33 protein-coding genes are annotated in these 20024 nt (G+C 52.0%); 2 read left to right on the top strand and 31 right to left on the bottom strand.

Annotation, left to right across the window (positions count from 1 at the left end):
- Positions 1 to 3 precede the first annotated feature (3 nt).
- The 16 genes from rpsH to rpsJ all read right to left on the bottom strand — a co-directional run bounded on the left by rpsH (position 4) and on the right by rpsJ (position 7122).
- Positions 4 to 396 (bottom strand): 30S ribosomal protein S8, encoded by a 393-nt coding sequence (gene rpsH / locus N7922_RS02350; RefSeq protein WP_061492927.1) that lies wholly within the window; start codon positions 394 to 396, stop codon positions 4 to 6.
- 33 nt (positions 397 to 429) lie between these two features.
- Entirely contained in the window at positions 430 to 735 is a 306-nt protein-coding gene (gene rpsN, locus N7922_RS02345; RefSeq protein ID WP_007369817.1) for a 30S ribosomal protein S14, read from the bottom strand.
- A gap of 14 nt (positions 736 to 749) precedes the next feature.
- Positions 750 to 1289, bottom strand: a complete 540-nt coding sequence (rplE, locus tag N7922_RS02340) for a 50S ribosomal protein L5 (protein WP_074780829.1) — start codon at positions 1287 to 1289, stop codon at positions 750 to 752.
- 14 nt (positions 1290 to 1303) lie between these two features.
- Positions 1304 to 1618, bottom strand: coding sequence for a 50S ribosomal protein L24 (gene rplX / locus N7922_RS02335; protein WP_007369816.1), 315 nt, complete (start codon positions 1616 to 1618; stop codon positions 1304 to 1306).
- A 10-nt stretch (positions 1619 to 1628) separates the two neighbouring features.
- On the bottom strand, positions 1629 to 2000 hold the full coding sequence (rplN, locus tag N7922_RS02330) for a 50S ribosomal protein L14 (RefSeq protein WP_004388611.1): 372 nt from the start codon (positions 1998 to 2000) through the stop codon (positions 1629 to 1631).
- Between the two features lie 165 nt (positions 2001 to 2165).
- Positions 2166 to 2420: a 30S ribosomal protein S17 gene (gene rpsQ / locus N7922_RS02325; RefSeq protein WP_003031120.1), complete on the bottom strand. Its 255-nt coding sequence runs from the start codon at positions 2418 to 2420 to the stop codon at positions 2166 to 2168.
- Entirely contained in the window at positions 2420 to 2611 is a 192-nt protein-coding gene (gene rpmC / locus N7922_RS02320; RefSeq protein WP_004388609.1) for a 50S ribosomal protein L29, read from the bottom strand. Before rpmC ends, rpsQ begins: the two co-directional genes overlap by 1 nt.
- Positions 2611 to 3021: a 50S ribosomal protein L16 gene (rplP, locus tag N7922_RS02315; protein ID WP_007369814.1), complete on the bottom strand. Its 411-nt coding sequence runs from the start codon at positions 3019 to 3021 to the stop codon at positions 2611 to 2613. Before rplP ends, rpmC begins: the two co-directional genes overlap by 1 nt.
- A gap of 12 nt (positions 3022 to 3033) precedes the next feature.
- Entirely contained in the window at positions 3034 to 3735 is a 702-nt protein-coding gene (gene rpsC, locus N7922_RS02310) for a 30S ribosomal protein S3 (RefSeq protein WP_000529945.1), read from the bottom strand.
- A 17-nt stretch (positions 3736 to 3752) separates the two neighbouring features.
- Positions 3753 to 4085 (bottom strand): 50S ribosomal protein L22, encoded by a 333-nt coding sequence (gene rplV, locus N7922_RS02305; protein WP_002919773.1) that lies wholly within the window; start codon positions 4083 to 4085, stop codon positions 3753 to 3755.
- Between the two features lie 14 nt (positions 4086 to 4099).
- Entirely contained in the window at positions 4100 to 4378 is a 279-nt protein-coding gene (rpsS, locus tag N7922_RS02300) for a 30S ribosomal protein S19 (protein WP_001138115.1), read from the bottom strand.
- A 16-nt stretch (positions 4379 to 4394) separates the two neighbouring features.
- Positions 4395 to 5216, bottom strand: a complete 822-nt coding sequence (rplB, locus tag N7922_RS02295; RefSeq protein WP_061492926.1) for a 50S ribosomal protein L2 — start codon at positions 5214 to 5216, stop codon at positions 4395 to 4397.
- A 17-nt stretch (positions 5217 to 5233) separates the two neighbouring features.
- The gene (rplW, locus tag N7922_RS02290) at positions 5234 to 5536 is read right to left on the bottom strand and encodes a 50S ribosomal protein L23 (RefSeq protein ID WP_000617546.1); all 303 of its coding nucleotides are present in this window, start codon (positions 5534 to 5536) and stop codon (positions 5234 to 5236) included.
- Positions 5533 to 6138, bottom strand: coding sequence for a 50S ribosomal protein L4 (gene rplD / locus N7922_RS02285; protein ID WP_007369811.1), 606 nt, complete (start codon positions 6136 to 6138; stop codon positions 5533 to 5535). The genes rplW and rplD overlap by 4 nt, the downstream gene beginning before the upstream one ends.
- 10 nt (positions 6139 to 6148) lie before the next feature.
- Entirely contained in the window at positions 6149 to 6778 is a 630-nt protein-coding gene (gene rplC / locus N7922_RS02280) for a 50S ribosomal protein L3 (RefSeq protein ID WP_061492925.1), read from the bottom strand.
- 32 nt (positions 6779 to 6810) lie between these two features.
- Positions 6811 to 7122 carry a 30S ribosomal protein S10 gene (gene rpsJ / locus N7922_RS02275; RefSeq protein WP_001181005.1) on the bottom strand — a complete coding sequence of 104 codons (312 nt, stop codon included), beginning with the start codon at positions 7120 to 7122 and terminating at the stop codon, positions 6811 to 6813.
- Between the two features lie 377 nt (positions 7123 to 7499).
- On the opposite strand from rpsJ, the gene N7922_RS02270 reads away from it, so the two are divergent.
- Entirely contained in the window at positions 7500 to 7958 is a 459-nt protein-coding gene (locus N7922_RS02270) for a prepilin peptidase (protein WP_263100822.1), read from the top strand.
- On the opposite strand, the gene bfr is transcribed toward N7922_RS02270, so the two are convergent.
- The 11 genes from bfr to fkpA all read right to left on the bottom strand — a co-directional run bounded on the left by bfr (position 7955) and on the right by fkpA (position 16227).
- Positions 7955 to 8431, bottom strand: coding sequence for a bacterioferritin (gene bfr / locus N7922_RS02265; protein WP_263099087.1), 477 nt, complete (start codon positions 8429 to 8431; stop codon positions 7955 to 7957). The genes N7922_RS02270 and bfr overlap by 4 nt on opposite strands.
- Before the next feature lie 72 nt (positions 8432 to 8503).
- A complete protein-coding gene (gene bfd / locus N7922_RS02260; RefSeq protein ID WP_061706976.1) occupies positions 8504 to 8698 on the bottom strand; it encodes a bacterioferritin-associated ferredoxin in 195 nt (64 codons plus the stop codon).
- A 179-nt stretch (positions 8699 to 8877) separates the two neighbouring features.
- Positions 8878 to 10062 carry an elongation factor Tu gene (gene tuf, locus N7922_RS02255; protein WP_061499022.1) on the bottom strand — a complete coding sequence of 395 codons (1185 nt, stop codon included), beginning with the start codon at positions 10060 to 10062 and terminating at the stop codon, positions 8878 to 8880.
- Positions 10063 to 10132: 70 nt separating this feature from the next.
- Positions 10133 to 12247: an elongation factor G gene (gene fusA, locus N7922_RS02250; RefSeq protein ID WP_263099086.1), complete on the bottom strand. Its 2115-nt coding sequence runs from the start codon at positions 12245 to 12247 to the stop codon at positions 10133 to 10135.
- Positions 12248 to 12346: 99 nt separating this feature from the next.
- Positions 12347 to 12817: a 30S ribosomal protein S7 gene (gene rpsG / locus N7922_RS02245; RefSeq protein WP_035894363.1), complete on the bottom strand. Its 471-nt coding sequence runs from the start codon at positions 12815 to 12817 to the stop codon at positions 12347 to 12349.
- A 96-nt stretch (positions 12818 to 12913) separates the two neighbouring features.
- Positions 12914 to 13288, bottom strand: a complete 375-nt coding sequence (rpsL, locus tag N7922_RS02240; RefSeq protein WP_003023654.1) for a 30S ribosomal protein S12 — start codon at positions 13286 to 13288, stop codon at positions 12914 to 12916.
- Positions 13289 to 13412: 124 nt separating this feature from the next.
- A complete protein-coding gene (gene tusB / locus N7922_RS02235) occupies positions 13413 to 13700 on the bottom strand; it encodes a sulfurtransferase complex subunit TusB (RefSeq protein ID WP_263099085.1) in 288 nt (95 codons plus the stop codon).
- Between the two features lie 7 nt (positions 13701 to 13707).
- Complete coding sequence (gene tusC, locus N7922_RS02230) at positions 13708 to 14067, bottom strand: sulfurtransferase complex subunit TusC (protein WP_263099084.1); 360 nt, start codon at positions 14065 to 14067, stop codon at positions 13708 to 13710.
- A complete protein-coding gene (gene tusD / locus N7922_RS02225; RefSeq protein ID WP_263099083.1) occupies positions 14067 to 14453 on the bottom strand; it encodes a sulfurtransferase complex subunit TusD in 387 nt (128 codons plus the stop codon). The genes tusC and tusD overlap by 1 nt, the downstream gene beginning before the upstream one ends.
- The gene (locus N7922_RS02220; protein ID WP_263099082.1) at positions 14453 to 15175 is read right to left on the bottom strand and encodes a transcriptional regulator; all 723 of its coding nucleotides are present in this window, start codon (positions 15173 to 15175) and stop codon (positions 14453 to 14455) included. The genes tusD and N7922_RS02220 overlap by 1 nt, the downstream gene beginning before the upstream one ends.
- A gap of 203 nt (positions 15176 to 15378) precedes the next feature.
- A complete protein-coding gene (gene fkpA / locus N7922_RS02215; RefSeq protein WP_061492916.1) occupies positions 15379 to 16227 on the bottom strand; it encodes an FKBP-type peptidyl-prolyl cis-trans isomerase in 849 nt (282 codons plus the stop codon).
- A gap of 240 nt (positions 16228 to 16467) precedes the next feature.
- On the opposite strand from fkpA, the gene N7922_RS02210 reads away from it, so the two are divergent.
- Positions 16468 to 16686 (top strand): protein SlyX, encoded by a 219-nt coding sequence (locus N7922_RS02210; RefSeq protein ID WP_061492915.1) that lies wholly within the window; start codon positions 16468 to 16470, stop codon positions 16684 to 16686.
- Between the two features lie 74 nt (positions 16687 to 16760).
- Here the strand turns inward: N7922_RS02210 and slyD are convergent, their stop codons facing one another.
- The 4 genes from slyD to kefG form a co-directional block, all read right to left on the bottom strand.
- A complete protein-coding gene (gene slyD, locus N7922_RS02205; RefSeq protein ID WP_263099081.1) occupies positions 16761 to 17348 on the bottom strand; it encodes a peptidylprolyl isomerase in 588 nt (195 codons plus the stop codon).
- A gap of 94 nt (positions 17349 to 17442) precedes the next feature.
- Entirely contained in the window at positions 17443 to 17643 is a 201-nt protein-coding gene (locus tag N7922_RS02200) for a YheV family putative zinc ribbon protein (protein ID WP_263099080.1), read from the bottom strand.
- 11 nt (positions 17644 to 17654) lie between these two features.
- Complete coding sequence (gene kefB / locus N7922_RS02195; protein WP_263099079.1) at positions 17655 to 19460, bottom strand: glutathione-regulated potassium-efflux system protein KefB; 1806 nt, start codon at positions 19458 to 19460, stop codon at positions 17655 to 17657.
- The gene (gene kefG / locus N7922_RS02190; protein WP_263099078.1) at positions 19460 to 20011 is read right to left on the bottom strand and encodes a glutathione-regulated potassium-efflux system ancillary protein KefG; all 552 of its coding nucleotides are present in this window, start codon (positions 20009 to 20011) and stop codon (positions 19460 to 19462) included. Before kefG ends, kefB begins: the two co-directional genes overlap by 1 nt.
- Positions 20012 to 20024 lie beyond the last annotated feature (13 nt).

The following is a 20024-nucleotide window of genomic DNA, read 5'->3' as shown; positions in this document are numbered from 1 at the left end:
CGATTAGGCTACGTAGCAGATAATTTCGCCACCAAGACCAGCCTGGCGCGCTGCACGATCAGTCATAACACCTTTTGAGGTAGAAACAACTGCGACACCCATACCACCCATAACTTTCGGCAGCTCATCTTTTTTCTTATAGATGCGCAGACCAGGGCGGCTGATACGCTGAATGCTTTCTACCACAGCTTTACCCTGGAAGTACTTGAGAGTCACTTCCAGTTCCGGCTTGATGTCGCCTTCAATTTTGAAATCTTCAATAAAACCTTCTTCCTTCAGCACGTTGGCAATTGCCACTTTCAGCTTGGAGGAAGGCATGGTGACCGCAGCTTTGTTCGCGGCCTGACCGTTACGGATACGGGTCAGCATATCCGCGATCGGATCTTGCATGCTCATCTGTCTTTACTCCCGTGATTCAATTGGTGACAATTACCAGCTAGCCTTTTTCAGACCCGGGATTTCACCGCGCATAGCGGATTCACGGACCTTGATACGGCTCAACCCGAACTTCCGCAGGAAACCATGCGGACGACCAGTTTGACGGCAGCGGTTACGCTGACGAGACGGGCTGGAATCACGCGGCAGACTCTGCAGCTTGAGAACAGCATTCCAACGATCTTCGTCGGAAGCGTTCACATCAGAAATGATCGCTTTCAGTTCAGCGCGTTTCGCGAAGTATTTTTCAGCTAAAGCTACGCGTTTAACTTCGCGTGCTTTCATAGATTGCTTAGCCATGAAGTAACCCTACCTTACTTGCGGAACGGGAAGTCAAAGGCAGCCAGCAGAGCACGGCCTTCTTCGTCAGATTTCGCAGTAGTGGTAATGGTAATATCCAAACCACGCACGCGGTCGACTTTATCGTAGTCGATTTCTGGGAAGATGATCTGCTCACGGACACCCATGCTGTAGTTACCACGACCGTCGAAAGACTTAGCGGACAAGCCACGGAAGTCACGGATACGCGGTACAGCAATAGTGATCAGGCGCTCAAAGAACTCCCACATGCGTTCGCCACGCAGAGTCACTTTACAGCCGATCGGATAGCCCTGACGGATTTTGAAGCCCGCAACAGATTTGCGCGCTTTGGTGATCAACGGTTTTTGACCGGAGATTGCTGCCAGGTCAGCTGCTGCGTTATCCAGCAGTTTCTTGTCAGCGATCGCTTCACCAACACCCATATTCAGGGTGATCTTCTCGACCCGAGGGACTTGCATGACAGAATTGTAGCTAAACTCAGTCATGAGTTTTTTAACTACTTCGTCTTTGTAGTAATCATGCAGTTTCGCCATCGTACTACTCCAAATTACTTGATAGTTTCGCTGTTAGACTTGAAGAAACGGACTTTTTTGCCGTCTTCGAATCTAAAGCCTACACGGTCAGCCTTGCCGGTTGCCGCATTGAAGATTGCAACGTTAGAAACCTGAATAGCAGCTTCTTTTTCAACGATGCCGCCTGGTTGGTTCAGGGCCGGAACCGGCTTCTGATGTTTTTTAACCAGGTTGATACCTTCAACAATGATCTTGCCGGAAGACAGGACATTTTTTACTTTACCGCGCTTACCTTTATCTTTACCGGTTAACACGATAACTTCGTCATCACGACGGATTTTAGCTGCCATGATTCGCTCCTTAGAGTACTTCTGGTGCCAGAGAGATGATTTTCATAAACTTCTCAGAACGAAGTTCACGAGTAACCGGCCCAAAAATACGCGTACCGATAGGCTGCTCGCTGTTGTTGTTCAGAAGAACACAAGCATTGCCATCGAAGCGAACGACAGAACCGTCAGGGCGACGAACACCCTTCTTGGTGCGCACCACTACCGCCTTCAGCACATCACCTTTTTTGACCTTACCACGCGGAATTGCTTCTTTGATGGTGATCTTGATGATGTCGCCGACGCCTGCGTAGCGACGGTGCGAGCCACCCAGAACCTTGATACACATTACGCGACGTGCACCGGAGTTGTCGGCGACGTTCAGCATAGTCTGTTCTTGGATCATTTCAGTGCTCCGCTAATGTCAACTACTACTGAAGACCCCAGAATCAGGGTCGATAAAAAGCCCCATATCGGGGGCGCAGCATTATAACACCGCTTCCCTGAGATGGGTAGAAAAAATAAACGGCCCATCGCTGAGCCGTTTATTCGTTAGAGAACGCGTACTGTATTACAGAACAGCTTTCTCTACAACGCGAACCAGCGTCCAGGACTTAGTCTTGGACAGCGGACGGCATTCGCGGATTTCAACCACGTCGCCGGTACCGCATTCGTTGTTCTCGTCGTGTACGTGCAGTTTGGTCGTACGTTTAATGAATTTACCGTAGATCGGGTGTTTCACGAAACGTTCGATAGCTACAACAATGGATTTCTCCATTTTGTCGCTAACAACACGACCTTGCAGAGTACGGATTTTATCGGTCATTACGCACCCGCCTTCTCAGTCAGTAAAGTCTTAACGCGTGCGACATCACGACGCACTTGCTTCAACAGGTGAGTCTGTTGCAGCTGGCCACTTGCCGCCTGCATACGCAGGTTGAACTGCTCGCGCAGCAGGTTAAGCAGCTCGGTGTTCAGCTCTTCAACGCTCTTTTCACGCAGCTCTTTTGCTTTCATTACATCACCGTCTTAGTTACAAAGGTGGTTTTAATCGGCAGTTTTGCTGCTGCCAGCTCGAAGGCTTCACGGGCCAGCTCTTCCGGAACGCCGTCCATTTCATACAGGACTTTACCCGGCTGAATCAAGGCAACCCAATACTCCACGTTACCTTTACCTTTACCCATACGAACTTCCAGCGGCTTCTCGGTGATCGGTTTGTCCGGGAATACACGGATCCAGATCTTACCTTGACGCTTAACAGCACGAGTCATAGCACGACGTGCTGCTTCGATCTGACGAGCGGTCAGACGACCACGGCCAACAGCTTTCAGACCGTAAGTGCCGAAGCTCACATCCGTGCCCTGCGCGAGACCACGGTTGCGGCCTTTGTGCACTTTACGGAATTTTGTACGCTTTGGTTGTAACATCAGCGACGCTCCTTATTTACGGCCTTTACGCTGCTGCTTTTTAGGTTGAGCAGCCGGTTTTTCCGGTTGTTCAACTGCAGCCATACCACCAAGGATCTCACCTTTGAAGATCCACACTTTTACGCCGATTACACCGTAAGTGGTGTGCGCTTCAGAGGTGTTGTAGTCGATGTCAGCACGCAGAGTGTGCAGCGGAACGCGACCCTCACGATACCATTCGGTACGTGCGATCTCAGCGCCGCCCAGACGGCCGCTAACTTCAACTTTGATACCTTTAGCGCCCAGACGCATTGCGTTCTGTACAGCACGCTTCATAGCACGACGGAACATAACACGACGTTCCAGCTGAGAAGTGATGCTGTCAGCAACCAGTTTTGCGTCCAGTTCAGGTTTACGAACTTCGGCGATATTGATCTGAGCAGGAACGCCAGCGATATCCGCTACGACCTTGCGCAGTTTTTCAACGTCTTCACCTTTCTTACCGATAACGATACCCGGGCGAGCAGTGTGAATAGTCACACGAATGCTTTTAGCCGGACGCTCGATAACGATACGAGATACAGACGCTTTAGCCAGTTCCTTAGTCAGGTACTGACGTACTTTAAAGTCGCTGTCCAGGTTGTCAGCGAATTCTTTGGTGTTCGCAAACCAGGTTGAGTTCCATGGTTTTACAATACCCAGGCGAATACCATTAGGATGTACTTTCTGACCCATTGCTAGTCTCCAGAGTCTCAGCGATCGGACACAACCACAGTAATGTGGCTGGTGCGCTTCAGGATGCGATCTGCACGACCTTTTGCACGCGGCATAATGCGCTTCATGCTCGGGCCTTCGTCTACGAAAATTTTCGCAACTTTCAGATCGTCAATGTCAGCGCCATCGTTGTGTTCAGCGTTAGCAATGGCAGATTCCAGAACTTTCTTGACCAGTACAGCCGCTTTCTTATTGGTGTAGGTCAGAATATCCAGGGCCTGCGACACTTTCTTACCGCGAATCAGGTCAGCAACAAGGCGAACCTTCTGAGCAGAAGAACGAGCATGGCGATGTTGAGCTAAAGTTTCCATCTCTTCCTCCTACCTTATTTCTTCTTCGCTTTTTTATCAGCAGCATGGCCGCGATAAGTACGAGTCGGTGCGAATTCACCCAGTTTGTGACCGACCATTTCGTCGGAAACAAATACCGGAACGTGCTGACGACCATTATGGACAGCGATGGTCAAACCGATCATGTTAGGAAAGATCGTTGAACGACGGGACCAAGTGCGCAGGGGCTTCTTGTCTCCGCTTTCCACCGCTTTCTCTACCTTCTTCAGCAAGTGCAGGTCAATAAAAGGACCTTTCTTGAGAGAACGTGGCATGGCTTATCCTCTAAAATTATTTGCTACGGCGACGTACGATGAATTTATCAGTACGCTTGTTGCTGCGGGTCTTCTTACCTTTGGTCTGCAGGCCCCACGGGGATACCGGGTGCTTACCAAAGTTACGACCTTCACCACCACCATGTGGGTGATCGACTGGGTTCATCGCGGTACCGCGAACGGTCGGACGAACACCACGCCAGCGTGCAGCACCTGCTTTACCCAGAACGCGCAGCATATGCTCAGCATTGCCAACTTCGCCCAGAGTAGCGCGGCATTCTGCTTCGACTTTACGCATTTCACCAGAACGCAGACGCAGGGTGACATAAGCACCATCACGAGCAACGATCTGAACGTAAGTACCAGCGGAACGAGCCAGCTGACCGCCTTTACCTGGTTTCATTTCTACGTTATGAACGGTAGAACCAACCGGGATATTGCGCATCGGCAGGGTGTTGCCTGCTTTGATTGCAGCATCAACGCCAGACTGAATCTGGTCGCCAGCTTTCAGGCCTTTCGGGGCCAGGATGTAACGGCGTTCGCCGTCTTTGTACAGAACCAGCGCGATGTTCGCGGAACGGTTCGGATCGTACTCAAGACGTTCAACAACTGCCGGGATACCATCTTTGTTGCGTTTGAAGTCAACAATACGGTAAGCCTGCTTGTGGCCACCACCGATATGACGAGTGGTGATACGGCCATTGTTGTTACGACCACCGGATTTGCTGTTTTTTTCCAGCAACGGAGCAAACGGTTTGCCCTTGTGCAGCTCAGGGTTAACCACTTTAACTACGTGGCGACGACCCGGAGATGTCGGTTTACATTTAACAACTGCCATTGTATTACTCCTCCGACTTACTCAGCGCCGCCGACGAAGTCCAGATTCTGGCCTTCTTTCAGGGTGACGTAAGCTTTTTTCCAGTCGCTACGACGACCGATACGCTGTCCGTGACGTTTAACTTTCCCTTTAACTACCAGGGTGTTAACGACTTCGACTTCGACTTCAAACAGTTTCTGCACAGCAGCTTTGATTTCTGCTTTGGTCGCGTCTTTAGCAACTTTGAGAACGATGGTGTTTGTTTTTTCCATCGCAGTAGACGCTTTTTCAGAAACGTGCGGTGCACGCAGCACCTTCAGCAGACGTTCTTCACGAATCATGCCAGCATCTCCTCAACTTGCTTAACAGCATCAGCAGTCATTACGACTTTGTCGAAGGCGATCAGGCTAACCGGGTCGATACCAGTCGCGTCGCGAACATCAACCTTGTGCAGGTTGCGCGCGGCCAGGAACAGGTTCTCGTCCAGCTCACCGGTGATGATCAGCACATCTTCCAGAGCCATGTCTTTCAGTTTCTGAGCCAGCAGCTTGGTTTTCGGTGCTTCAACAGAGAACTGCTCGACAACGATCAGACGATCCTGACGTACCAGTTCGGACAGGATGCTTTTCAGCGCGCCGCGGTACATCTTTTTGTTAACTTTTTGACTGTGGTCCTGCGGACGCGCAGCGAAGGTCACGCCACCAGAACGCCAGATCGGGCTCTTGATAGAACCAGAACGAGCGCGGCCGGTGCCTTTCTGGCGCCACGGTTTTTTACCGGAACCAGTTACTTCAGCACGGGTCTTCTGAGCACGAGTGCCCTGACGAGCACCAGCTGCATAAGCAACAACAACCTGGTGTACCAGCGCTTCGTTAAAGTCACGACCGAAGGTAGTTTCGGAAACAGTCAGCGCGCTCTGCGCGTCTTTCAATACTAATTCCATTGCTATCTCCTCACGCCTTCACAGCTGGTTTAACGATCAGGTCGCTACCGGTTGCACCCGGGACAGCACCTTTAACCAGCAGCAGGTTGCGCTCAGCGTCAACACGTACTACGTCCAGGCTCTGAACGGTTACGCGCTCATTACCCAGCTGACCTGCCATTTTCTTGCCCTTGAACACTTTGCCCGGAGTCTGGTTCTGACCGATGGAACCCGGAACGCGGTGAGACAGGGAGTTACCGTGAGTAGCGTCCTGGGTACGGAAGTTCCAGCGCTTAACGGTACCTGCGAAACCTTTACCTTTAGAGGTGCCGGTTACGTCAACTTTTTTAACTTCAGCAAACAGCTCAACGCTAATGTTCTGACCTACGGTGAATTCTTCGCCGTCAGCAAGACGGAATTCCCACAGACCACGGCCAGCTTCAACGCCAGCTTTAGCGAAGTGACCAGCTTCCGGCTTGGTTACACGGTTAGCTTTTTTAGCACCGGTGGTAACCTGGATAGCGCGGTAGCCATCGTTAGCCAGATCTTTAACCTGAGTAACGCGGTTTGCTTCAACTTCGATTACGGTTACTGGGATAGATACGCCATCTTCAGTGAAGATGCGGGTCATGCCCACTTTTTTACCGACTAAACCAATCATTGTTTCAACCTCTCAATCGCTCGATGACCTGATCAACCCAGGCTGATCTGCACGTCTACACCGGCAGCCAGATCCAGACGCATCAGAGCATCAACGGTTTTCTCGGTTGGCTCAACGATGTCAACCAGACGCTTGTGAGTGCGGATTTCGTACTGATCACGCGCATCTTTGTTGACGTGCGGGGAGATCAGAACGGTAAAGCGCTCTTTGCGGGTCGGCAGCGGGATCGGACCACGAACTTGCGCACCAGTACGCTTCGCAGTCTCGACGATTTCGGCGGTTGATTGATCGATCAGACGATGATCAAACGCTTTCAAGCGGATACGGATTCTTTGGTTCTGCATGAGACCAGAGCTCCAATTATTTATAGACGAAAATAATTACTCCTCACACCCATTACGATTGATGGGGGAGTGTAATCGTTCTTACGTAGCCCCCCAATCGGGGGCATTGTTAGCGGTTAAACCACACCGCCATGGTTCAGATTGAACCAGCCGTCATTTACGACAGGCCCGCGCATTATACGCAAATCCAGCCGCGACGCAAGTGCAGTGTAGAAATTAAGCAGTCTTGCGTGCGGGTTCCGGAGGTCGGATGCGAATGCAACAGCACCGCACAAATCTTCGCAAACGGCTACGCAATATCACAATTACGCGTTTTCTTTTTTTCCTATGCCCAGGCACCCTCGACCTCACCTAGCTCTATTTCAAACAGGGACAATATGCTGATTTTTCTTTCTATTTACCTGACGATGAATTTGGTTCTTATCCGCTGTGATATGCGTACGGGCCTGCTGCCAGACAGATTCACCTGCCCCCTTTTATGGACTGGGTTACTCTGGCATTGCACCTTACGCCCACCTTTTTTAGCAAACGCGGTTATCGGCGCGATTGCAGGCTACGCAGGCTTTGCGCTGATCTATTGGGGTTACCGTTTCGTACGTCATCAGGAGGGACTTGGCTATGGTGATATCAAATTTCTGGCCGCTCTGGGAGCCTGGCATGGCTGGCAAAGTTTACCTATGCTGGTGTTTCTCGCGGCCCTGCTGGCAGGATGTGCGGTGGTAACGAAAGCATGCTTGAGTCGCAGATTACAGGTACTAAAAAACCCGCTGCCTTTCGGGCCATTTCTGGCAGCAGCGGGTTTGCTGATTGGGTATCACACCATGGGGCTGGGTTAATCTTCAACTTTGATTTGCGACTGCAGGTAGTTCTGCATCCCGATTTTACCGATCAGATCAAGCTCGGTTTCCAGCCAGTCGATGTGATGTTCTTCTTCGGCCAGAATAGTGATCATCATATCGCGACTGACATAATCATGGACACTGTCAGCATAAGCGATCGCTTCGCGCAAATCTTTCGCGCCTTCCAACTCCAGCTTCAGATCAGATTGCAGCATCTCTTCCACATCTTCACCAATCCCGAGCTTGCCTAAATCTTGCAGGTTCGGGATCCCTTCAAGGAACAAAATACGCTCGATGTACTTATCCGCGTGTTTCATTTCATCGATGGATTCATGGTATTCGACATCATTCAGGCGCGTCAGTCCCCAGTTCTTGAACATACGCGCGTGGAGAAAATACTGGTTTATTGCGACAAGCTCATTTCCCAATAATTTATTGAGATAGTTTATGATTTTAACATCACCTTTCATTATGTAGTCCCTCCGCTTCCACTCATTGAAGCGTAGATGGGGCTACAGCGATGTCAAAAAAAAGATAGCGCCTCAGGCGATCTCTTTATATTCCGGGATCTGTGTAAGTTCATCCTGCATAATTTCTCGCGCTGCGCGGATGCACTTACCACATTGGTTTCCTACAGGAACAAACTTGCGAAGCTGTTGAAAGGATTGAGGGTGAAACTGGCGTACAGCCTGGCGAATCTTTTTGTCACTCACACCATTACACAAACAAACGTACATGATCACTCCCGTTCAATTTATGCGCAAAAGTGTAAATGAGAATGGTTATGATTACAATAGCACAAACTGTAAAGCTGTTGCGGGATGGTCCGCAAAATCACGAATAAATATGTCTGTTGCTAAATAGCAGGCAGCAAAAAGGGCGCCGAAGCGCCCTTTTCAATTCAAAGCTAAAAAAATTAGCTCAGAACTTTAGCTACAACGCCCGCGCCAACGGTACGGCCGCCTTCACGGATTGCGAAACGCAGACCATCGTCCATCGCGATCGGGTGAATCAGGGTAACAACCATTTTGATGTTGTCGCCCGGCATTACCATCTCTACGCCTTCCGGCAGTTCGATGGTGCCAGTCACGTCAGTTGTACGGAAGTAGAACTGCGGACGGTAGCCTTTGAAGAACGGAGTATGACGGCCGCCTTCATCTTTGGACAGGATATAAACTTCAGATTCGAATTTGGTGTGCGGTTTGATTGAACCCGGCTTAGCCAGTACCTGACCACGTTCGATTTCTTCACGTTTGATACCACGCAGCAGAACGCCTACGTTCTCACCAGCACGGCCTTCGTCCAGCAGTTTGCGGAACATTTCAACGCCAGTACAGGTGGATTTCGCGGTGTCTTTGATACCCACGATTTCAACTTCTTCACCAACTTTGATGATACCGCGCTCTACACGACCGGTAACAACGGTACCACGACCGGAGATGGAGAATACGTCTTCGATCGGCAGCAGGAACGGCTTGTCAATCGCACGCTCTGGTTCCGGGATGTAAGAATCCAGGTAGCCAGCCAGTTCGATGATTTTCGCTTCCCACTCTGCTTCGCCTTCCAGCGCTTTCAGTGCAGAACCACGAACGATCGGAGTGTCGTCGCCCGGGAAATCGTACTGAGACAGCAGTTCACGAACTTCCATCTCAACCAGTTCCAGCAGCTCTTCGTCATCAACCATGTCGCATTTGTTCAGGAACACGATGATGTACGGAACGCCTACCTGACGACCCAGCAGGATGTGCTCACGAGTCTGCGGCATCGGGCCGTCAGTCGCAGCAACTACCAGGATCGCGCCGTCCATCTGAGCAGCACCGGTGATCATGTTTTTAACATAGTCGGCGTGGCCCGGGCAGTCTACGTGTGCGTAGTGGCGAGTCGGGGTGTCATATTCAACGTGAGAGGTGTTGATGGTGATACCACGAGCTTTTTCTTCCGGCGCGTTATCGATCTGATCGAATGCGCGAGCGTTACCACCGTAGGTTTTTGCCAGAACGGTAGTGATTGCAGCAGTCAGGGTAGTTTTACCATGGTCAACGTGGCCGATAGTGCCGACGTTGACGTGCGGTTTTGTACGTTCAAATTTTTCTTTAGACACGGCTTTATTCCTTACTATAGTGCTCTCCCCTTCTGGAGAGAGCACGGGACTTTGGTTTTAACCCTGAGGCTTATTTACCACGGGCTTCGATTACGGCCTGAGCAACGTTGTTCGGTGCATCATCATACTTCAGGAATTCCATAGTGTACGATGCACGACCTTTGGTCAGAGAACGCAGTTGAGTTGCGTATCCGAACATTTCAGACAGCGGCACTTCAGCGTGAATCTTAACGCCAGTGACTTCAGATTCCTGACCGCGCAGCATACCGCGACGACGGCTAAGGTCACCGATAACGTCACCGGTGTTCTCTTCCGGAGTCTCTACTTCAACCTTCATGATCGGCTCAAGCAGAACTGGTTTCGCTTTCTTAAAGCCATCTTTAAAGGCAATAGACGCAGCCAGTTTAAACGCCAGTTCAGAGGAGTCAACGTCGTGGTAAGAACCGAAGTGCAGACGCACACCGAGGTCAACAACCGGGTAACCCGCCAGCGGGCCAGCTTTCAGCTGTTCCTGGATGCCTTTATCAACAGCCGGGATGTATTCGCCAGGAATTACACCACCTTTAATGTCGTTGATGAACTCGTAACCTTTCGGGTTAGAGCCCGGCTCCAGCGGGTACATGTCGATAACAACATGACCATACTGACCGCGACCACCAGACTGTTTGGCGTGTTTACCTTCGATATCGGTAACTTTCGCGCGAATCGCTTCACGGTAAGCAACCTGAGGTTTACCGACGTTCGCTTCAACGTTGAATTCACGTTTCATACGGTCAACGATGATGTCGAGGTGCAGCTCACCCATACCGGCGATAATGGTCTGGTTAGATTCTTCGTCAGTCCATACGCGGAATGACGGGTCTTCTTTCGCCAGACGGCCCAGAGCCAGACCCATTTTTTCCTGGTCAGCTTTGGTTTTCGGTTCTACCGCGATGGAGATTACCGGTTCCGGGAATTCCATACGTTCCAGAATGATCGGATGATCCGGATCACACAGGGTATCACCAGTAATAACGTCTTTCAGACCGATCGCAGCAGCGATGTCGCCCGCGCGAACTTCTTTGATCTCTTCACGTTTGTTGGCGTGCATCTGTACGATACGACCAAAACGTTCACGTGCAGCTTTCACAGAGTTCAGTACGGTATCACCGGAGTTAACTACGCCGGAGTACACGCGGAAGAACGTCAGGTTACCAACGAACGGGTCGGTAGCGATTTTGAACGCCAGAGCAGAGAACGGCTCTTCGTCGCTAGCGTGACGCTCAGCCGGGGTATCTTTACCGTCGTCCAGCATACCGTTGATCGCAGGTACGTCAGTCGGGGATGGCAGGTAATCAATTACCGCATCCAGCATCGCCTGAACACCTTTGTTCTTGAACGCAGAACCACAGGTAACCAGGATGATTTCGTTGTTCAGAACGCGCTGACGCAGGGCAGATTTGATCTCTGCTTCAGTCAGTTCTTCACCACCCAGGTATTTTTCCATCAGCTCTTCGGAAGCTTCCGCAGCGGATTCGATCAGGTTCTGGTGCCATTCGTCAGCCAGGTCCTGCATCTCAGCCGGGATATCTTCGTATTCGAAGGTTACGCCCTGGTCTGCTTCGTTCCAGTTGATGGCTTTCATTTTCACCAGGTCAACAACACCGGTGAAACCTTCTTCAGCACCAATCGCCAACTGCAGCGGAACCGGGTTCGCGCCCAGACGGGATTTGATCTGACCAACAACTTTCAGGAAGTTAGCGCCCATGCGGTCCATTTTGTTAACGAACGCGATGCGCGGAACTTTATATTTGTTAGCCTGACGCCATACGGTTTCAGACTGCGGCTGAACACCACCAACTGCGCAGTAAACCATTACCGCACCGTCAAGAACACGCATGGAACGTTCTACTTCGATAGTGAAGTCAACGTGCCCCGGGGTGTCGATGATGTTTACGCGATGCGGTTCATACTGCTTCGCCATACCAGACCAGAATGCGGTAGTCGCAGCGGAGGTAATGGTAATACCACGCTCCTGCTCCTGCTCCATCCAGTCCATGGTTGCGGCGCCGTCATGAACTTCACCGATTTTGTGGTTTACACCGGTGTAGAACAGAATACGTTCGGTAGTCGTGGTTTTACCGGCGTCGATGTGCGCACTGATACCAATGTTACGGTAACGTGCGATGGGTGTTGTACGAGCCATTTGATTCCTCGTTTGTCTCTTTAGGCGTTCAGATTTAAGTTGCCAAATAGCGGGCGACTTACAGGAAGCGCCCGCCTGGTGACTAAAACTCCGAAGGGATTACCAACGGTAGTGTGCGAACGCCTTGTTGGCTTCGGCCATACGGTGAACGTCTTCACGTTTCTTAACTGCAGTACCTTTGTTGTCTGCAGCATCAGAAAGTTCGTTCGCCAGGCGCAGAGCCATGGATTTATCACCGCGTTTACGAGCAGCTTCAACGATCCAACGCATTGCCAGGGCATTGCGGCGAACCGGACGTACTTCAACCGGAACCTGATAAGTAGAACCACCAACGCGGCGAGACTTAACTTCGACAGTCGGGCGCACGTTTTCGAGAGCTACTTCGAAAGCTTCCAGTTCATTTTTACCAGAACGCTGAGCCAGGGTCTCCAGCGCGCTGTATACGATTGATTCTGCAGTAGATTTTTTACCGTCTACCATCAGGATATTGACAAATTTAGCCAGCAGTTCTGATCCGAACTTCGGATCCGGCAGAATTTTACGCTGACCAATAACACGACGACGTGGCATGGAAATACTCCGTTGTTAATTCAGGATTGTCCAAAACTCTAAGAGTTTAGTTTGACATTAAGTTAAAACAGTTTGGCCTTACTTAACGGAGAACCATTAAGCCTTAGGACGTTTCACGCCGTATTTGGAGCGAGATTGCTTACGGTCTTTAACACCGGAGCAGTCGAGCGCGCCACGTACAGTGTGGTAACGAACACCCGGGAGGTCTTTTACACGACCGCCACGGATCAGGATCACGGAGTGCTCCTGCAGGTTGTGACCTTCACCACCGATGTAGGAAGTCACTTCGAAACCGTTAGTCAGACGAACACGGCATACTTTACGCAGCGCGGAGTTCGGTTTTTTCGGGGTGGTAGTATATACGCGAGTACATACGCCACGTTTTTGCGGGCATGCTTCCAGCGCCGGAACGTTGCTTTTTGCAACTTTGCGTGCGCGTGGTTTGCGTACCAGCTGGTTAACTGTTGCCATTAAATAGCTCCTGGTTTTAGCTTTTGCTTCGTAAACACGTAATAAAACGACCTCATATAATATGAGGACGCAGAATTTTATGGCTGTGCTGAAAAGGTGTCAAGAAATATACAGCGATCACACATTACCAACGCATCTGAGCATCGTGTTTCACGGCCAGACTCACGAAATCAGTATAGTCAACCCTGACGACACTGCTCGAAATTTGACCAGAAAGACCACGCGCATCAACGTCTTCACTCAGCACGTGTAGCGATATGGGGGCATTGAGCAATAAGTCAATGAAACGTCCGCCTTCCAGCGCCGCCGTTACGCCGTCAGACAACAGCAGTAAATCATCGCCCGGGCGCACTAATCGCAGCATTGCCGCCATATCGCACTGCCATGGGGACTGAGACAAAGTATGCAGCATAGACGCCTCAAAAGGTCATAACGACGGTGTATTCATCAAGCCGCTCGCGCAGCGCATCAGGCTCCAGACACCGGGCGGGCAATACAAACGCCGCATCTTCGCTTAAGCCACGCTCACGCAGCGAAGCAGCACACAGCCAGCACTGGTCGATATCGTATAGAGGAAGGACTTTAAATGTGGCGATGTAATCCCGCGCCAGAATGGCATCAGGTCGCTGATTCGCCAGCAGTTGAAAAACGCCGTCACCCACGAAAAACACGCCAATGTCATCGGTAAACGCGGAGGTCGCCAGCAGCGCATCCAGACCTTCACGCCCGGAAGCGGAACCGTGCGGCGCCGAGGTAAATACAAAGGCAATACGCGTCATCAGAACTGCACCACCCGATCGCAGGAGAGCGCGGCTTCCGCCAGCGCGCCCAGCCCGGTTAGCGAAAACCCGGCCTGCAGGTTAGCGGCAGGAAGCCCCAACCGCTGTGCTTCCGCTGAATCAACCACACCGCGACGAAGCGCCGCAGCAACGCAAATATGCAGTTCGACCTGCTGTTCGTCGTGCAATTTTTGCCATGCACGCACCAAATCAAACTCATCGCTGGCGGGAGCAGTCAGCGCATTCGCGTTGCTCACCCCCTCCCGGTAAAAAAAAACGCTGCCAAGCGTATGCCCTGCCGCCAACAGCGCAACCGCAAACTGGTAGGCACTGCTGGCCTGTTGCGTGCCGTACGCCGGGCCGGTCACCATCAGGGCAAAACGCATTACCGCTCCTGCCCGGAAAAGTCACCGCTTTTGAACTGACGAATGTACAGATACACGGTGTGCTTGGAGATGTTCAGGCGGTCGGCCACCTGGTTAATGGCGTCTTTAATATCAAAGATGCCTTTCTCATAGAGATTCAGGACGATCTGCCGGTTCTTGGCGTTGTTGGAAACGTTACGATCGGCATTCACCTCTTCGATAGTGAACTCCAGCGTTTGTGTGACCAGGTCTTCCACCGAGGAGGCAAAGTTGACCGACGATCCCGCATCCGGAGTTTCTGGCGGAATAAAGGTGCTCATAATTTGCGAGAACGGTACATCAAGGTTCATGTTAATACACAGCAGACCAATCACCCGGTGCTCGCGATTACGGATCGCGATGGTTTCCGACTTCATCAGTACGCCGCTTTTCGCCCGTGTGAAGTAGCACTTGGACACGCTACTGTCCGCGCCCGTCATATCGTGCAGCATACGCAATGCAAGATCGGTAATGGGTGAGCCGATTTTACGCCCGGTGTGTTCGCCGTTGGCAATGCGAATAGCGGAACATTTCAGATCCTGCAGGGAGTGCAAAACAATTTCGCAATGGGAACCAATGAGCATCGCTAACCCGTCCACCACCGCTTCATAAGATTTGAGGATATCGAAGTCGGTTTGATCGAAAGGACGTTGATCCAGTAAATCAAGCTCACTGGTTTCGTTGGTTAATAGCGACCTGGACATGAAAAAAAACACTCCTTTTCAGGAGCCTGTCGTTATGTTTTCAGGGCAGGCTCAGTATTTATATGGGGATCTAAATTAATACATCGTAGGTTAAGCTTTCCAGAATTATATACACTTTATCCGTCAAGCTACCTGTTTGTTGGCTGCATCCTGAATGGGGGTCAAAAAAAACGCCGCCCGAAGGCGGCGCTTTTTTCGCGGTATTACTTCTTACTGGCGTCTGCGGCTTTCGGGTCAGCGGCTTTATCGCCTGCCGCCGGTGCTGCTTCTGGCGCGGCGGCGTCAGCTTTCGGCGCCGCTTTAATGTCCAGCAGTTCTACATCAAAGACCAGCGTAGAGTTAGCCGGGATCCCCGGAACGCCCGTTTTGCCATAGGCCAGAGCCGGCGGGATAACCAGCTTGATCTTGCCGCCTTTCTTGATGTTTTTCAGGCCTTCGGTCCAGCCCGGGATAACGCCATCCAGACGGAAGGAGAGCGGTTCGCCGCGGGTGTAGGAGTTGTCGAACTCTTTACCGTCGATCAGCGTTCCTTTGTAGTTCACCACCACGGTATCGCTGTCTTTCGGCGCATCGCCAGTACCGTCTTTCTCAACTTTGTACAGCAGACCGGTATCAGACGTTTTCACACCTTTCTCTTTCGCAAAGGTGTCGCGGAAGGCTTTGCCTTTGGCTTCGTTATCAGCCGCGTCTTTTTCCATGCGTTCCTGAGCGGCGCTCTTCACGCGGGTTTCAAACGCTTGCAGAGTCTGTTCAATTTCCTGGTCGCTCAGTTTGCTCTTATCGGCAAACGCATCCTGAACACCGGCGATCAGCTGAGCTTTATCCAGTTTGATGCCCAGTTTTTCCTGCTCTTTCAGGGAGTTTTCCATGTAGCGGCCCAGTGACGCGCCGAGCGCATAGGCGGATTTCTGGTCGTCATTTTTAAATGCCGCTTTGCTGTCAGCTGCTGCTGCAGTCTCTTTCTTTGCGGCATCCGCAGCGAAAGAAATCGGTGCATGAAGTGCTACGGCCATGGTGGTCGCCAGCAGCGTGACTTTAAACAGTGATTTCATCCATTTCTCCAGGGGCCGGGGCATCTCGCCCCAGGGTTAAACATAAGAAAGTAAGGAACGTACTATAAAGCGTTGCGCGGGAAATCAACATAAGGACACCCACCGAATTCACCTGTTTTCTGACTATTTTTGTTTAAATAAGTTTCTGCTTTTCTGCGCTGATGCTGTATCGCACGGCAAAGTTCAGTAAAATCCGCCCGTTTAATGAAAACCGGGTCAGACGCAATCCAGAGGTAAAGAATGCAAGAGTTAACGATAGAAGCCCGACTGGCGGAACTGGAAAGCCGGTTGGCCTTTCAGGAGATGACCATTGAAGAGCTGAACCAGACGGTCATCGCGCATGAACTGGAAATGGCGAAGCTGCGCGAGCACCTCCGTTTGATGGCTGAAAAGCTGAAAGCCAGCCAGCCTTCCCATATGGCCTCACCGTCAGAAGAGACGCCTCCGCCCCATTATTGAGGCGTAAAAAAAGCGGGTTTCCCCGCTTTTTTATTACGCAATCAACGCACCGACAGTGCGAAAGACAACGCGTATTAGTGGCAGCCGCAACCGCCGTGACCACCGCAACCACCTTTACCGTGGTCATGATCGTGATCGTGGCCGTGACCGCCGCAGCAACCATCGTGATCGTGGTCGTGGTCATGGTCATGACCGTGCGCACCGTGAACATGGCCATGAGCCAGCTCTTCTTCGGTTGCTTCGCGGATAGCGACAACTTCCACGTTGAACTTCAGGTTCTGGCCTGCCAGCATGTGGTTGCCGTCAACCACAACGTGGTCGTCTTCCACTTCGGTAATTTCTACCGGCACCGGACCCTGGTCGGTTTCTGCCAGGAAACGCATACCCACCTGCAGCTCGTCAACGCCCATAAAGACGTCTTTCGGTACGCGCTGCACCAGGTTTTCGTCGTACTGACCGTAAGCGTCGTTCGCGCCAACAGCCACATCGAATTTGTCGCCGACTGCGTGACCGTCCAGCGCGTTTTCCAGACCAGAGATCAGGGAACCGTGACCGTGCAGGTAGTCCAGCGGCGCACTCACCGGAGACTCATCAACCAATACACCGTCTTCTGTACGTACCTGATAGGCCAGGCTGACCACCAGGTCTTTTGCTACTTTCATGATATCTCCTGAGCGTGGGAAAATTACTGGCGCAGATTGTAGCGGAATTCTGCACCCGTGTACCCTTTAGCTTAAAAAAACCTGCCTGATATCGCTAGTCCGGATGAAAAATCCCGATCACTTGCTCATCTTTGCGTACATGCTCTTTAACGTCCTTATCGGCTTCGCGCATCTGATGCCCGCACTTAACGCATTCAACAATATCGACATTATTTTCACGCCACATTGCCATCGAATCCTTCGACTGGCACGCCGGGCAGATAGCACCGGCAATAAAACGTTTACGAACAGCCATTCGAATTCCCCTTATTCAAACTCGTCCCAGCCATCCAACTGGCGACGCTCTTGCTGCATTTCACGCTGAAAAATCTCTTCCAGCTCGCGCCGCGCTTCGCGCACGCGGGAAATTTGCACCGTGTCGGTATGCACCGGCATCAATTCACGCAACATGCGCATATCCAGGCGCTTAAAATGGAGCTGCGCGCGTTGAGCCTGGTGCGGATGCATCCCCAGCGAGATAAGCGACTTACGCCCCAACTCCAGCGCACTGGAAAAGGTCTCGCGGGAAAACTGCGTAACCCCGGCCTGTAACAACTCATGGGCTTCCACACGCCCTCTCGCCCGCGCAAGAATGGTCAGGTGCGGGAAATGCTGCTGGCATATTTCCACCAGCTTCATAGTATCCAGCGGATCGTTACAGGTAATCACGATGGATTTCGCCGCCTCCGCCCCTGCTGAGCGCAACAGCTCCACTTGCGTCGCATCGCCGTAGTAAACCTTATAACCGTATTTGCGCATCAGGTTGACGGCGCTGATATCCCGCTCCAGCACGGTAATACGCATTTTATTGGCCATTAACAGGCGACCAATCACCTGGCCAAAACGCCCAAAACCCACCACAATGACCTGCGGTTTATCGTCTTCCACCCACGGTGCTTCGTCTTCCTCTTCCGGGGTGTTAAAACGCCGGGAGAGGACGTTATCAATGCCGCGCATCAGCAAAGGTGTGGTCATCATCGACAGGGTGACGGTCACCAGCAACAGCGCCATCTGGTCATGCTGGAACAGATGCTGGGAAGAGGCAGAAGAGAAAAGCACAAACGCAAATTCCCCCCCCTGGCTGAGCACCCCCGCAAACTGCATCCGTTCTGAACTGCGCAGGCCATACAGGCGCGCCAGTCCGTACAACACCAGCGTTTTCACCGCTACCAGTACCGCCACGCTCAGCACGACCCACAACAGGTGGGTATAGAGCACGCCCAGATTCAGCGCCATGCCAACAGAGATAAAGAACAACCCCAGCAACAGCCCTTTAAACGGCTCAATGGCAATTTCCAGCTCGTGCCGGTATTCGCTTTCCGCCAGTAAAACCCCGGCGATAAACGTACCGAGCGCCATAGACAGCCCCAGCGCATCCATAAACAGTGCTGAACCAAGCACCAGTAGCAGTGTCGCGGCGGTAAACACTTCCCGCACGCCGGAACCGGCAATGAAGCGGAACACCGGTCGCAACAGATAACGACCGCCAATCAACATGCCCGCGAAAGCCAGCACCTTCAGGCCAACCTTCATCCAGTCGAGATGCTCATCCCCATTCCCCGCCAGCAGTGGCACCAGTGCCAGCGCGGGGATCACGGCCAAATCCTGAAACAGCAGCACCGAAAAACCCAGTTGCCCGGACTCGCTGCGATTCATCCCCTTGTCGCGCATCAGTTGCAGCGCCATTGCGGTAGATGACATCGCCAGGCCAATGCCGCCAATCACCGCCGCCTGCCAGGAAAACTGCGTCAGCATCAATAAACCGGCGAGGATCGCCGCACTCAGCAATACCTGCACCGCGCCCACGCCAAAGATCGACCGCCGCAACTCCCACAGTTTTGCCGGATTCAGTTCCAGGCCGATGATAAACATCAGGAACACCACGCCCAGCTCGGAAAAATGCAGGATTTCATCCACATCGCTGATGAACCCCAAACCCCACGGGCCAATAGCGATTCCCGCCAGCAAATACCCAAGCACCGCGCCAATGCCCAAACGGGAGGCTAACGGTACGGCAACCACCGCCGCAAACAGAAACAACACCCCTGCCAGTAACAGATCGGACCCTTCCATTAACGACCTCCATCCGGCAACGGCGATGCCAGCCACTCAGCGTAAGCTTTAGCGTGATTCGCCAGTTCCTGCGGGGGTTGCCTGCGCGCCCAGTAGATAATGATCGGGCTAAGCCAGTGCATGCGGCACATGGCGGCGGTCAGCTCGAAGGGGCGCAAAATATCGCTCATGGGATATCCGTTAAGACCATCGTGACGATAAGCCGTCTCCGGCTCGCCGGTGGTGATGACGCTACGCCAGTACTTTCCCGCCAGTTGATTCCCGCCAGTACCACTGGCAAACCCACGGCTCAAAACGCGGTCCAGCCACTCTTTGAGCAGCGCCGGGCAACTGTAGGTATAAAGCGGGTGCTGGAACACGATAACGTCATGCTCACGCAGTAACGCCTGTTCATAAGGAATATCAATAAAAAAGTCGGGATAACGGGCATATAAATCATGCACCGTCACGTTTTGCATCTGCATTGCCGGTTTAAGCAAAACCCGGTTCGCCACCGAGTCCTGAGATTCCGGATGGGCATACAGCAGCAACACTTTCGCTGTCTGTGACATCTCTTCCCCTCCC

It is taken from the genome of Kosakonia sp. ML.JS2a (assembly GCF_025642095.1).
Classification (GTDB): Bacteria; Pseudomonadota; Gammaproteobacteria; order Enterobacterales; family Enterobacteriaceae.
Note: the sequence above shows the minus strand (reverse complement) of the source record. Positions and strands in the feature narration are given on the sequence as shown.